Source organism: Actinoallomurus liliacearum (genome assembly GCF_039542035.1).
GTDB classification, from domain to species: Bacteria; Actinomycetota; Actinomycetes; order Streptosporangiales; family Streptosporangiaceae; genus Actinoallomurus; species Actinoallomurus liliacearum.
Map to the genome: position 1 here is coordinate 56,798 of NZ_BAABHJ010000006.1, position 12,707 is coordinate 69,504.

Genomic DNA, 12,707 nt, shown 5'->3' on the forward strand with positions numbered 1-12,707 from the left:
CCGTGCCGGGCATTCGATTACAGGTCTGGTCGCGGATTCCTATAGACTGGCGCAGCACCGAGAAGGGGAAACCCCGATCGGAAAGCGCGGGGCTATGGCGCAGTTGGTAGCGCGCCTCCATGGCATGGAGGAGGTCTGGGGTTCGAATCCCCATAGCTCCACTCGGGCCGAGGGCCGGTGTGGTCGGAAGTAATTGCTTCCTCCCCGCCGGCCCTCGTCATTTCTTTCGGGGGGCGACCCCCCGAGCCCCCCGGGTGGGGGCTTTGCCCCCACGCCCCCAGTCGGTGGTCGTTCGGCGACCGCTGATGTCGGCCGTCGGGCATGGCGTTTCGCGTGATGACTGGTGATCGGTGCGTATAGGGCGCGGCGGACGCCAGTGATCACCAGCCGTGGAGGGTGAGGGGCGTGCCGGTGAGGTAGGCGTTGATGCCGGCGGCCGGGTAGGCGATGGTGTTGGGCGGCAGTACGGCCGGGTCGCACCACAGGAGCCTGCCGCATTTGTGGGGTTCGGCGTTGTACGGCTCGCCCTCCCACCGGACGGTGGTGAAGAACATGCCGACCCGGGCGAGGTCGGGGCGTTGGCGGTGGTGGACGACGGTGGCCAGCCGGAGGTCCGCCGGGTCGATCCGGACGCCGATCTCTTCGCGGGCTTCGCGGACGGCGCCTTCGGTGACGGGCTCACCTTCGTCGAGGTGGCCGCTGGGCAGGTGGAGCATGCCGTCGCAGTAGCCGGTGCCCTGGCGTTCCAAGAGGAGGATCTCTTCGCCGCGTTCGAGGATGACGTGGACGTCGATGATCGACCGGTACCGCTCTGGCACGCGTCCTCCCGAGGAGTTGGGTCGCGATCATTTCGGGGCGTTGACAGGTCGGGGTCTCCACAGATCCGCGTGCGTCGCGTATCGTGCGAATGAATCGAATGGAAACTTTCCTAAAAGATCGATGAGCTTCCCACCCGGTCCCCGCCGGGACGACGGCCGAGAGCCGTACGTCAACCCCCGAAGGAGAAGCGACATGCGATGGAAGACGACCATGCCCGGCCGCAGGCGCGGGCTCGTCGCCGCGATCGCCGCGGTGGCGGCGGCGCTCGGGACGGCCACGGCCGTCGCCGGAGTCGGCACCGCGGCCACGACCCCGGCGGCGCTCGGCGGCAACTGGTACGGCGCCGCGCCGTACGTGATGCCGTTCGACAACGACCCGCCGGACCTGGGCCCGGTGATGAGCGCGACAGGGCAGAAGACCTTCCAGCTCGCCTTCATCCTCGCGCCGAGCGGCGGAGGCTGCCGGCCGACCTGGGACGGCACCCAGGACGTCTCCTCCGACACCCAGGCCGCATCGGTCATCGCCGGTATCCGCGCGGCCGGCGGCGACGTGACGGTGTCGGCCGGCGGCTACAACGGCACCAAGCTCGGCCAGGCCTGCGGCGATCCGTCGTCGACCGCCGCCGCGTACCAGCAGGTGATCAGCAAGTACGCGCTCAAGGCGATCGACCTCGACCTTGAGGAACCGGAGTACGAGAACTCGGCGGCGATCCACAACGAGATCGGCGCGGCGAAGATCCTGCAGCAGAACAATCCCGGCCTCTACGTCTCGATCACGACGGCCGGCACGACCGGCGGCGAGGGCACGGGCTGGTTCGGCAAGCAGCTCCTGGCCGAGGCGAAGAGCCAGGGGTTCACCCCCGCCAATTACGCGATCATGCCGTTCGACGGAGGCTTCGGCGGGTCCGCGGCGCAGATCAGCGCGCTGGAGGGCTTCCACACCACGCTGATGAGCACCTTCGGCTGGGACGCCACCACCGCGTACGCGCACGAGGGCGTGTCGATGATGAACGGCCGGTCCGACAGCGGCGAGATCTTCACCCAGTCCGACTTCCAGTCCGTGCTCGACTACGTCACCTCGCACAAGCTGTCGCGGTACACCTTCTGGTCGGTCAACAGGGACCGGCAGTGCAGCCCGCCGGACAACAACGGGCGCACCTCGGGAACCTGCTCCAGCGTGGCGCAGGCGGCCTGGGACTTCACTCGCTACACGGCGAAGTTCGGCGCCTCGCCGACGGTGCCCATCCCGACGCCGACCCCGCCGGCGCCCGGCTCCTGCTCGGCGCCGGCCTGGAGCGCGTCGGCGGTCTACACGGGCGGGAACCTGGTCACGTACGCGTCGCACACGTGGCAGGCCCGGTGGTGGACCCAGGGGGAGACTCCCGGAAAGGCCGACGTGTGGGCCGACCAGGGTCCGTGCGGCTGACCCCGCCAAATGACAAGTTCCAGAAATCTGAAGCCTCTTCGGGGGAGAGCCCGAGTACGGGAGGGGGCCACCACCGCCGAGCGGCATCCTTCCCCCAGGGGCAGAAAACCACTCGGCTAACAGCCCGGACGGCGCCTAGCCTGCCGCCATGAACACGGGCAGTGGAAGTGACCTGGTCCGAGCCGGCTACAACGCCCTGTCCCACCACTACCGCGGCGAGGACGATCCAACGGAACAGTACGACGCCTGGCTGGCCGACCTGCGAACTCGTCTCCCCGACCCCGCAGACGTCCTCGACATCGGATGTGGATGCGGTATCCCGGTCGCCCGATTCCTCAGCACAGCCGGGCACCGTGTGACCGGCGTGGACGTCAGCGATGTTCAAATTGAGCGTGCCCGTCGCCTCGTTCCGGACGCCACTTTCATCCGAGCGGACGCCACACGGCTACGTTTCCCGAACGGTTCCTTCGACGCCGTGGTCTGTCTCTACGCCCTCATCCACATGCCGCTCGACCAACAACCCGGCCTTCTCCGGCGCATCGCTCAATGGCTACGCCCCGGCGGATGGCTTCTGGCGACCGTCGGCCAAGACGCCTGGACCGGCACCGAGGACAACTGGCTCGGCGGCCCCGCCACCATGTGGTGGAGCCAGGCCGACGCGGGCACCTACCGGTCATGGATCCAGCAGACCGGCCTACAGATCACCGCGCAGGACCTCGTCGCCGAAGGTGACAGCGGCCACGCGCTCTTCTGGGCACGCCGACCCTCCGGTTCCACCGAACCCAAGGGTCGGAATCGCCCATAGAGCCGGAAGATCCATGGGTTCATCGGCCGTCCGTGGCAGCGGGCGGTGCCCGGCGGCTCGTCCGCTCCCTGGCCGAGCTTGTCGGTCAACTCACCATGAACTGTGACGAGTTCGCCTCTCTCTCTGGGCCCGGCTCGCCGTCGGAGGCGGCACTGCGGCTCCTGGGCAGCGCGACCGCTCCGGTGGCACAGCGAGCCACGGCCACGGCTCCCCTCTGATCCGCGTGATGACCGGTGATCGGTGCGGGGAGGAGGCCGCGGCCGTCGGTCATCACCCGCCGTGAGGCCGCCTGGCACAACGTAAGAAACGGCATCGTCATGGTGACAAGATGACGGTTCCGTTCGCTTTCGTGGTGGCCAGAGGATTGGCGACATCGTCGGCGGTGGCCGGGGGCGCCGCTCAGTGCCATTTCCTAAGGTGGTCGCCAGTGAGTGAAACGTCTCCGGAACCGGAAGACCGGACGACCCTTCAACGCAACGCGGTCGGCCTTCTCGGCGCGGTCATCATGTCCGCCGCCCTGATGGGGCCCGCGGTGTCCGTCTACTTCAATCCCCAGCTCGTCGCGGGCTTCGCCGGCGCGGCCACCCCGCTGGTCATGGTGATCTCCATGATCGGCGTGCTGATCACGGCGAGCGGCATCATGCAGATGGCCCGCGAGCTGCCGAGCGCGGGCGCCTTCTACACCTACGTCTCCCGAGGGATCGGCGCGCGCAGCGGTTTCGTCACCGGCGGGCTGATGTTCGTGGCGTACGCCCTGCTGGTTCCGGCGGAGTTGGCGCTGATCGGCGTCTTCACCCATGACCTGCTGGCGTCTTACGGCATCCACGTGCACTGGGCACTGGTCTCCCTGGCCTTCACGGTGCTGATGCTGGTGCTCTCGCTGCGCGGCATCCGTGGCTCGCTGCGAACGGCGCTGACCCTCTTCAGCGCCGAGGTCCTGGTGATCACGGTGTTGAGCGTCATCGTGCTGGCGAAAGGGGGCGCGCACGGGCTGTCGCTCGCGCCGCTGAATCCGGCGTCGTCGCCGAGGGGCCCGTCCGGTCTGGCGCTCGGCATGGTCTACGGCGTGCTGTCGTTCGTGGGCTTCGAGGCGGCCACCACCCTGGGTGAGGAGGTCCGCGAACCCAGGCGCAACGTTCCGTGGGGCATCGCGCTGTCGACGCTGTTCGTCGGGGTGATCTACCTCTTCTGCACCTACAGCGAGATGATCGGCTTCGGTACCGGGAGCGCGGGCAGGCTCGCGGCCGACCAGGCGCCGTTCAACACCCTCGCCGCCACGTACGCGCCGTGGATGAAGCTCCTCGTCGGGCTGGCCGGGATCTCGAGCATCTTCGCGGTGATCATGAATTCGAACAACGGCATCGTCCGGATCATCTTCGCGATGGGCCGGGAGGGCATGTTGCCCCGGGGGCTCGCCCACGTCGACCCCAAGCACCGCTCGCCGAGCAGGGCGATCTGGACGGTGGCGGTGTTTGCGACGTTCGTCACGTTCGTCGTTGGTTTCGCGACCGGCCCGTTCAACGCCTACGCCTACCTGGGCGCGCTGCTCACGTTGGCCATCGTGCCGGTGTACATGCTGACCAACATCGCGTGCGTGCGGTTCTTCCTGCGGGAACGGCGGGAGACCTTCAGCGTGGTACGGCACGTGGTGCTGCCGGTGCTCGGCATCCTGCTCATGCTCATTCCGATCTACGGCTCGGTATGGCCGATCCCCAAGGCGCCGTACAACCTCTTCCCGTACGTCATCGTCGCCTTCATCGTGGCCACCGCGCTGGTCGCGGTGTGGCTGGGCCGCGCTCGTCCGGAGCGTCTCACCCGGGCCGGGGCCGTTCTGGCGACCGGTGACACGGACGCGCCGGAGGCCGTCGCATCGTGAGCACGGCGGCATCCATCACCCTGACGACGGCGCTGCGGATCTGCGAGGCGGCAGTGGTGGAGGCGGAGAGGGCCGGAGCGCTGGTCTCGGTGGCCGTGGTGGACGCGGGCGGCCATCTGGTGGCGTTCATGAGGATGGACGGCGCCGAGATCGCCGGCCCGGTGCTCGCGCCCGACAAGGCCTACACGGCGGTCGCCAACCGGATCGCGACGCACGAACTCGCCGAGCAGGCCGCCCCCGGAGGACCGCTGTTCGGCCTGCACGCCCACGCGTCCGGACGGTTCGTGATCTTCGGTGGCGGAGTCCCTCTCCGGCTGGGCGACGGCGTCATCGGTGCGGTCGGGGTCAGCGGCGGCACGGTGACCGAAGACGTGGCCTGTGCGCGCGCCGGCGAGCGGGCATGGCGTCAGGCGATCACCGCTGAGGAACGACGCTCCTGAAGAGCGAACTTGGCTCCGGCACGGTCGTCGGGTGACGCCGCGGCTCCACTCGGGCCGGGGCCGGTGGGGAGGAAGCCGGCGTTTCCTTCCCACCGGCCCTCGTCGTTTCCTTCGAAGGCGACCCCCCGCGTGAAGGTTCGGCTACCGAGCGCGCGGGTCCGGGGCTCCGGCGGTGATGATGAGGCGTTCGGACAGGTCCCAGAGGCGGTCGGCGTTCGCGGGGTCCAGGGCGTACGGCAGGTAGGTCCCGTCGGGCGGGTCGTCGTCGGCCGTCCAGGGCCCGGCGACGGCGCAGTCGTCCAGGAGCCTCCCGCCGACGCCGTCCTACCAGCGCATTTGACCTCAACTGTGGTTGAGTTGGTGGGCTGTTCGCCGTCTGCGTCAGAACGAGAGGAAGCGAGCAGCCATGGCGAACAGCACGAACAGCACGAACAGCAGGGCCACGGAGCCCCCTCCGTATCCGGCCCCGGCGGATCGGCCGTCTCCGTTGACGCTTCCGGTGGTCATGGCCGGCGTCGTCCTGGTCGCGATGTCCATCTCGGGGACCGCGGTGGCACTGCCGAGCATTGGTCGTGATCTCGATGCCTCTGGGTCCCTGTTGAACTGGGTCGTCGCCGGCTACAACCTGGCCTTCGCCGCCATGACGCTCATCGCGGGTTCGACCGCCGACCGGATCGGCCGCCGACGGGTGTTCATCGCCTCGGCGCTGGTCTTCGCGGCCGGATTCCTCGGGACGGTGCTGAGCCCGGCGATCGTCGTCACCGACATCGCCCGCATCGTCTCCGGCGTCGGCGGCGCCGGGATCATGGCGGCCGGCGGCGCCATCCTCGCCTCCGGCTACGACGGTGCGGCCCGGAATCGCGCCTTCGCCCTGATGGGCACCATGGCCGGGGTCGGGATCGCCATCGGTCCCACCCTGTCGGGCCTGCTGATCAGCGCGGCCGGATGGCGCGGGAGCTTCGCGGTCTTCACCGTCGTCGGCCTGCTGGTCGCTTCGGGCGGGACCCGTGCCCGCGAGTCCCGCGCGACTGGTGCCGACCGGCTCGACTGGGCGGGCAGTGTCCTGTTCGTCGCGGCACTGGCACTGCTGATGTTCGCGCTCCTGGAGGCGCCCGGGCTCGGCTGGTCGCACCCGGTCATCCTGTTCACCGGGATCGCCGGCCTGGTCGTGCTGGTCATCTTCGGCATCGTTCAGCGGCGTAGTGCCGCTCCGGTACTGGCGCCTGCCCTGGTCGCCAATCGCGGTTTCCTGGGCTGGAGTCTGGCGACCCTGACCACCTCCATCGGGTTCCTCGGCGTCCTGGTCTTCCTGCCCACCTACTTGCAGGCGGCGGCCGGGCTCCCCCCTGCAGCCGCGGGGGTGACGATGCTGCTGCTGACCGCCCCTGTACTGATCATGCCCATGGTCGCCGTGGCCCTGGTGAACAAGGGCGTTCCGGCCCATCTGCTGATCTTGATCGCCCTGGTGCTGGTCGCGGCCGGGAATCTGTGGCTGGTGACGTTGAACGCCGACGACGCGGTCGTGGCCGTCGCAGCGCCGCTGGTAATGATCGGCGTCGGCATGGGGGTGTCCTTCGGCATCACCGACGGCCAGGCCATGGCCCTGGTCGATGCCGACGCCGTCGGCATGGCGGCCGGCTTCCTCAACACCCTACGGGGAGCGGCCGAGGCTCTCGTGATCGCCGCCTACAGCGCCTCCCTCATCGGTCTCCTCGCGGCCAGGCTCGGTGACACCACCCGCGCCGCCGCAGTCGGCGCCGGACGCCTCACCGACGGAGCCGAAAGCGTGGAACTGGACGCCTTCACCTGGTCCTGGCAGGTGACCCAGCTCGGTGTCGGCCTGCTCTGCCTCGTCCTATCGATCATCGTGGCCGTCCTGATTCACAGCCGCACCGCGGCGTCCCGCCACACCACCTGACCACCAGCGCCCCGAACCAGGCAAGGAGTAGCGTCGTGCGTGCCAGTCCAGACGACCATCTCACGATCGGTGAGGTCATCCGCCGGACTGGCGTGCCCGCCTCCGCCCTGCACTTCTACGAACGCAAGGGTCTGATCTTCAGCGAACGCACCAGCGGCAATCAGCGGATCTTCTCCCGGCACATGCTCCGCCGGATCTCCTTGATCATCGTGGCCAAACGCCTCCACATCCCGCTGTCGGACGTCGCCGAGGTCTTCGCCGGCCTCCCCACCGATCGCGCTCCCACACACCAGGACTGGCAGCGAGTCTCCCGGCGTTGGAAGAAACAACTGGAGGAGCGCCGCCGCGTCATCGAAAGCCTCGAACACGAGCTCACCGGCTGCATCGGCTGCGGTTGCCTGTCGATGAAGGCATGCCTGCTCCTCAACCCCGACGACACCCTCCGGGGCCGCGGCCCCGGACCGGTGCGGATCCAACAACCCAGCGCCGCTCCCTGACCAGAGCTTCGGCTATCGGCCAAGCTCGACCCACCCCTCCTCCGGAGACGACCGCACGGGCCGTTCTGCATATTCGCAGTCTCGAGCTGATGGCAATGCGCGGCCTGCTGGAGCGCGTTCTCGAACACGGAAGACAGCGTCCGGTCGGCGGTATCTTCGCCGCCATCACCAAACCCGCGCCCAAGGGCCTGGATTCCGCGCACGCCTATGTGCTGGGCATCCCGCAGCCGGTCATCGATCACCTGCTCGAAGAACATGCGATCGAACTGGGCGCACAGGTCCGGCGCGGTTGTGCGGTGGCCGGTTTCGACCAGGACGACGAGGGTGTGACCGTCGAGCTGTCCGACGGGGAACAGCTGCGTACGCGCTACCTCGTCGGCTGTGACGGCGGGCGCAGTACGGTCCGCAAACTGCTCGGCGTCGGCTTCCCCGGCGAGCCCTCGCGGACCGACACGCTGATGGGTGAGATGGAAGTGGGTGTGCCGCAGGAGGAGATCGCCGCCAAGGTGACCGAAATCCGTGAGACCAATAAGCGATTCTGGCTCAGGTCCTTCGGCGAAGGGGTCTATCAGGTCGTAGTCCCCGTCGCGGGAGTCAGCGATCGCGCGGAACCGCCCACCCTCGAGGATTCAAACAACAGTTGCGCGCCATCGCCGGAACCGATTTCGGCGTGCACTCCCCGCGCTGGTTGTCCCGCTTCGGGGATGCCACCCGGCTGGCCGAACATTATCGGGTCGGGCGGGTGCTGCTGGCCGGCGATGCGGCACACATCCATCCACCCACCGGCGGACAGGGCCTCAACCTGGGCGTTCAGGACGCATTCAACCTCGGCTGGAAACTGGCCGCACAGATCCGCGGCTGGGCGCCGGAAACACTGCTGGACACCTACCAGGCAGAACGTCATCCGGTCGCCGAGGACGTGCTGGACAACACCCGCGCCCAGATGGAACTGCTGTCCACCGAACCGGGCCCGCAGGCCGTGCGCAGGCTGCTCACCGAACTGATGGACTTCGACGAGGTGAACGGCTATCTGATCGAGAAGATCACCGGGATCGGCATCCGCTACGACTTCGGCGAGGGCCCCGACCTGCTCGGCCGCCGCCTGCGCGACATCGACGTGAAACAGGGCCACCTCTACGGTCTGCTGCATCGCGGCCGCGGCCTGCTGCTGGACCGCACCGAACGCCTGACCGTCGGCGGCTGGTCGGACCGGGTCGATCACCTCGCGGATCCCACTGCGGTCCTGGATGTTCCGTGCGTCCTGCTACGCCCCGACGGCCACGTCGCCTGGATCGGCGACGATCAGCAGGACCTGGACGACCACCTCTCCCGCTGGTTCGGCAGGCCCGCCAACTGATTTCGCCTAAGCGACCGAAAAGGCCCGGCCTCCAACATCCGACCGAGAAGTCACGCCGACGTCGGCCAGGGCGACTCGCTACCGCGACTTCTCGGGCCGATGCTGGTCGCACCCCGGCTCGGAGCCGACGACGGCGGGCGCTCCGCCGTCGTTACAGTGCGTCGCGTGGGATTCATGCGGGACCAACGCGACGGCCGCCGGGCGATCCGGGAGTTCGCGGCGGCGCGCGGCTGGACCTTGACGACCTCGCCGGAAGAACACCGGGCCATCCTCGAACGGCTTCACGGGGAGCCGTTCCATCCCGAACCCCCGGAGCCGAGCCCGTACCTCGTGCTCGGCCGGCGACGGCACCGGCTCTCCCTGGTGATGCGCGGTGCCCACCACGGCGGATCCGCCGTCGTGTTCCTGTACACGGCCGAGCAGGAGGTCCTCGACGACGGCTTTGGCCGGCGCGGCCGGGAGCTCTCCGCCTACTGGGTCGCCGCGCTGCTGGACCTGCCGGTTCGCGTCCCTCGTCTTCAGGTCACCCCCCGTACGGCCGTGCGGCCGCCGCGACCCGGGATCGCGACGGCGGACCCGCGCGTCGACGAGCGCTTCCACGTTCACACCGACGACCCCGCGTGGGCCTCCAGGGTCACGCGCGCGCTCGCCCCGATCCTGCTCGACGGCGAGGGCCGGCCGTGGCGGGTCTCCGGCACGACGATTCTGACCTGGGAGCACGTTCTGACCTGGCCGCCGGGGATTCCGCTCGGCCGGGTCGACGCGGCCCTCGACGAGCTGACCCGCATCACCGGTCGGCTCTCCCCGCCGGTCCAGGGCGACGGGCCGCAGTGAGTCTCCGCCGGGGCCCGGTCGCCGTGCGCCTCGTCAGGGCCGTTCTCGCCGCGGGGGCGCGAGCCCGCACGGCGCGGCGTGCTTCACCGGTCGCGCTGTGCGCGCCGGGGCCGTTTCCGGCCGTCGGTCCGCGAGTCCGCACGGCACGGCGCGCTCAGTCGAGGAAGAACGTCAGGTGGGGGGCGAGGGCGTCCCAGGAGACGTTGTGGTTCTGGCCTTCGAGGACCGTGTGCACGGGAGCGGGCAGGACGTTCGACAGGGCCCGCGCGGCGGCCTCGGCCCACGGGCCGCTCCGGGACCCGGTGAGGATCAGGGTGTGAGCCTTGACGTCCGCGAGGCCGGCCGGGAGTCCGCCCTCGCCCATCACGGCGGCGTCGTACGCGAGCGTGGGGGCGAGCGCCTCCATCGCGGCCCACATGGGGGCCTGGCGCATCTCGTCGATCACCGCGGACGGGATGCCGACGGAGCGCATGAACAGCGCCATGGCGTCGCCGCGGCGGCCGTCCGCCAGACAGGCCGTCAGCTCGGTGACGTACGCGCGGGCGCGCCCGGGCGCGCCGGGGTCGAGCTGGAACGGCGGCTCCCACAGGACCAGCCGGGTGATCGGCAGTCCCGCCGCCGCCGCGCGCAGCGCCAGCACGGCGCCGGAGGAGTTGCCGAACACGGCCGCGGCGCCGCCGGCCGCCTCGATCACGGCGGCGAGGTCCTCGATCTCGCGGTCCACCGCGTACGGCGCGGTGTCGCCGCTGTCGCCGCTGTCGCCGCGTCCCCGCCGGTCGTAGTTGAGGACCGTGAGGTCGCCGGCGAGCAGGCCGGCGAGCTCCGCGTGGACCTCGCGGGCGCAGGACGCGCCGCTCACGAGGACGACCGGGACGCCCGAGCCCAGCCGGTCGAAGGCGATCGGCGTGCCGTCGGCGGAACGGGTGATGTGCATGGTCTCCTGCCTTTCCAAGGGGTCCGTCTCACCCACCTACGAACGGGCCCCCGGCGAACGGACCGGTCTCACGGAGAGATCTCGGCGAGGCGCCGGGCGAGGTGGCGGCGCTCGGGCCCGGACGGGGCCAGGGCGAGGGCCTCCCGGTAGGCGGTGGCCGCCTCGGCCGCACGCCCCTGCCGGCGCAGCAGGTCGGCCCGCGCGGCCGGCAGCAGGTGATGGCTCCCCAGGTCGGGGGAGAGCGCGTCGAGGAGGGACAGCCCCCGTGCCGGGTCGAGCATTCCCACGGCGACGGCGCGGTTGAGCCGTACGATCGCGGACGGCACGAGCCGCTGGAGGTGGCCGTAGAGGGCCGCGATCTCGATCCAGGACGTCTCCTCGAAGGAGGGCGCGGTCGCGTGGCAGGCGGCGATCGCGGCCTGCAGCCGGTACGGTCCCGCGCCGCCCTGACGCAGCGCGCCGTCGAGCAGGGCCACCCCCTCGGCGATCCGGTCGTGCTGCCACCGCGAACGATCCTGTTCCTCGAGCGGAATCAGGTCCCGCCCGTCGAGCCGGGCCGGGCGCCGGGCGTCGTGCAGCGTCATCAGCGCCAGCAGGCCGGCCGCCTCCGGCTCGGCCGGCAGCAGCCGTACGAGCAGCCGGCCGAGCCGGATCGCCTCGTCCGACAGCCCCCGCCGGATCGGCTCCTCGCCGCCGGTCGCGGCGTACCCCTCGTTGAACAGCAGGTAGAGGACGCCGAGCACGGAGTTCAGCCGGTCCGGCCGCTCGTCCGCGGGCGGGACCCGGAAGGGGACCCCGGCCTTACGGATCCTGCTCTTCGCCCGCGTGAGCCGCTTGGACATGGTGTCCTCGGAGACCAGGAACGCCCGGGCGAGCTCGGCGGTCGTCAGCCCCGTGAGGGTCCGTAGCGTCAGTGCGACCCGGGCCTCGAACGCCAGGACCGGGTGGCAGCAGGTGAAGATGAGCGCCAGCCGGTCGTCCCCGAACTCCCCGGCGGCCGACGGCGCGTCCGCGGCGTCGTGGCGGGCGGCGAGTTCGCGCAGCTTGGCGGCGCCGACGGCGGCCCGGCGGAGCCGGTCGATCGCCTGGTTCCGCGCGGTCGTCATGAGCCAGGCGCCGGGCCTGGGCGGGATCCCGTCCGCCGGCCAGCGCTGGAGCGCCCGCGTGAAGGCGTCCTGCGCGCAGTCCTCGGCCAGATCCCAGTCGCCGGTGGTCCGGATCAGCGTCGCGACGATCTGTCCCCATTCCTCGCGGAACAGGGCCGCGATGGCCGCGTCGACGCTCACGCGCCCTCCTTCGTCGGTGAGTGACCTGAGGCACTGTGCCGCCGATTCACTCGCTCCGCTCGCTCATGCCTGCAGGGCCCGCAGCTCGACGGTGCCGTGCCGTGCCACGGGATGACTCCGCGCGGCCTCGACCGCCTCCTCCCGCGACGCGCACTCGATCAGGCTGAACCCGGCCACGACCTCCTTGGACTCGACGAACGGGCCGTCGGTGAGCAGGACCTCCCCGTCGCGTACCCGGACCGTCGTGGCGTCGGCCGGCGGTTCCAGGCCGCCGGACGTGACGAGCCCGTCACCCCGGGCGGCGGCCCAGGCCTTGCACGCGGGCAGGAAGTCGGGATCGGCGAGCATCGCCTGGTAAGCCGCCTCGTCCCCGCATATCAGCAGCAAGTACTTCACTTCACTGACCTTAGGCCTGACCGCCCGCGAAGAGGGCCTTTCGCCGTCGCCTCGGCGGCACACCGTAGATTTGCGGATCGCTGCGGAAGGTCGCTGGGCCGATGGTGGAATTCACCCGCG

At 70.2% G+C, this 12,707-nt stretch carries 12 protein-coding genes, 1 tRNA gene and 1 pseudogene; 9 read left to right on the plus strand and 5 right to left on the minus strand.

The window, feature by feature from the left end; genetic code table 11:
- Nucleotides 1-88: 88 nt before the first annotated feature.
- Nucleotides 89-161, plus strand: a tRNA-Ala gene (locus ABD978_RS13925).
- 219 nt (nt 162-380) lie between these two features.
- Here the strand turns inward: ABD978_RS13925 and ABD978_RS13930 are convergent.
- Nucleotides 381-818: an NUDIX hydrolase gene (locus ABD978_RS13930; protein ID WP_345353750.1), complete on the minus strand. Its 438-nt coding sequence runs from the start codon at nt 816-818 to the stop codon at nt 381-383.
- A gap of 193 nt (nt 819-1,011) precedes the next feature.
- Between ABD978_RS13930 and ABD978_RS13935 the strand changes: the two genes are divergently transcribed.
- The 4 genes from ABD978_RS13935 (at nt 1,012) to ABD978_RS13950 (ending at nt 5,365) form a co-directional block, all read left to right on the plus strand.
- Nucleotides 1,012-2,244, plus strand: a complete 1,233-nt coding sequence (locus ABD978_RS13935) for a carbohydrate-binding protein (protein ID WP_345353751.1) — start codon at nt 1,012-1,014, stop codon at nt 2,242-2,244.
- 148 nt (nt 2,245-2,392) lie between these two features.
- A complete protein-coding gene (locus tag ABD978_RS13940) occupies nt 2,393-3,049 on the plus strand; it encodes a class I SAM-dependent methyltransferase (protein ID WP_345353752.1) in 657 nt (218 codons plus the stop codon).
- A 427-nt stretch (nt 3,050-3,476) separates the two neighbouring features.
- Nucleotides 3,477-4,925 (plus strand): APC family permease, encoded by a 1,449-nt coding sequence (locus ABD978_RS13945; RefSeq protein ID WP_345353753.1) that lies wholly within the window; start codon nt 3,477-3,479, stop codon nt 4,923-4,925.
- Nucleotides 4,922-5,365: a GlcG/HbpS family heme-binding protein gene (locus ABD978_RS13950; protein WP_345353754.1), complete on the plus strand. Its 444-nt coding sequence runs from the start codon at nt 4,922-4,924 to the stop codon at nt 5,363-5,365. Before ABD978_RS13945 ends, ABD978_RS13950 begins: the two co-directional genes overlap by 4 nt.
- Before the next feature lie 381 nt (nt 5,366-5,746).
- Here the strand turns inward: ABD978_RS13950 and ABD978_RS13955 are convergent, their stop codons facing one another.
- Complete coding sequence (locus ABD978_RS13955; RefSeq protein WP_345353755.1) at nt 5,747-5,872, minus strand: hypothetical protein; 126 nt, start codon at nt 5,870-5,872, stop codon at nt 5,747-5,749.
- Here ABD978_RS13955 and ABD978_RS13960 point away from each other — a divergent pair.
- From ABD978_RS13960 to ABD978_RS13975, 4 genes and pseudogenes are all read left to right on the plus strand, one after another.
- Nucleotides 5,871-7,283, plus strand: a complete 1,413-nt coding sequence (locus tag ABD978_RS13960) for an MFS transporter (protein ID WP_345353756.1) — start codon at nt 5,871-5,873, stop codon at nt 7,281-7,283. The two genes, ABD978_RS13955 and ABD978_RS13960, sit on opposite strands and share 2 nt — an antisense overlap.
- Nucleotides 7,284-7,318: 35 nt before the next feature.
- Complete coding sequence (gene soxR, locus ABD978_RS13965) at nt 7,319-7,780, plus strand: redox-sensitive transcriptional activator SoxR (protein ID WP_345353757.1); 462 nt, start codon at nt 7,319-7,321, stop codon at nt 7,778-7,780.
- Between the two features lie 56 nt (nt 7,781-7,836).
- Nucleotides 7,837-9,137: pseudogene (locus ABD978_RS13970) on the plus strand (FAD-dependent monooxygenase); the annotation flags it as partial.
- Nucleotides 9,138-9,302: 165 nt separating this feature from the next.
- Nucleotides 9,303-9,971, plus strand: coding sequence for a hypothetical protein (locus ABD978_RS13975; RefSeq protein ID WP_345353758.1), 669 nt, complete (start codon nt 9,303-9,305; stop codon nt 9,969-9,971).
- Nucleotides 9,972-10,125: 154 nt separating this feature from the next.
- On the opposite strand, the gene ABD978_RS13980 is transcribed toward ABD978_RS13975, so the two are convergent.
- The 3 genes from ABD978_RS13980 to ABD978_RS13990 all read right to left on the minus strand — a co-directional run bounded on the left by ABD978_RS13980 (nt 10,126) and on the right by ABD978_RS13990 (nt 12,587).
- On the minus strand, nt 10,126-10,905 hold the full coding sequence (locus ABD978_RS13980; protein WP_345353759.1) for an alpha/beta fold hydrolase: 780 nt from the start codon (nt 10,903-10,905) through the stop codon (nt 10,126-10,128).
- Nucleotides 10,906-10,973: 68 nt separating this feature from the next.
- Nucleotides 10,974-12,191: an RNA polymerase sigma factor gene (locus ABD978_RS13985; protein WP_345353760.1), complete on the minus strand. Its 1,218-nt coding sequence runs from the start codon at nt 12,189-12,191 to the stop codon at nt 10,974-10,976.
- Between the two features lie 63 nt (nt 12,192-12,254).
- Nucleotides 12,255-12,587, minus strand: a complete 333-nt coding sequence (locus tag ABD978_RS13990) for a YciI family protein (RefSeq protein WP_345353761.1) — start codon at nt 12,585-12,587, stop codon at nt 12,255-12,257.
- Nucleotides 12,588-12,707 lie beyond the last annotated feature (120 nt).

Coding starts and splice junctions, on each gene's coding strand:
- ABD978_RS13955 (WP_345353755.1), bottom strand. CDS start 5,872: ATGACCACCGGAAGCGTCAACGGAGACGGCCGATCCGCCGGGGCCGGA.
- ABD978_RS13940 (WP_345353752.1), top strand. CDS start 2,393: ATGAACACGGGCAGTGGAAGTGACCTGGTCCGAGCCGGCTACAACGCC.
- ABD978_RS13935 (WP_345353751.1), top strand. CDS start 1,012: ATGCGATGGAAGACGACCATGCCCGGCCGCAGGCGCGGGCTCGTCGCC.
- ABD978_RS13960 (WP_345353756.1), top strand. CDS start 5,871: ATGGCCGGCGTCGTCCTGGTCGCGATGTCCATCTCGGGGACCGCGGTG.
- ABD978_RS13980 (WP_345353759.1), bottom strand. CDS start 10,905: ATGCACATCACCCGTTCCGCCGACGGCACGCCGATCGCCTTCGACCGG.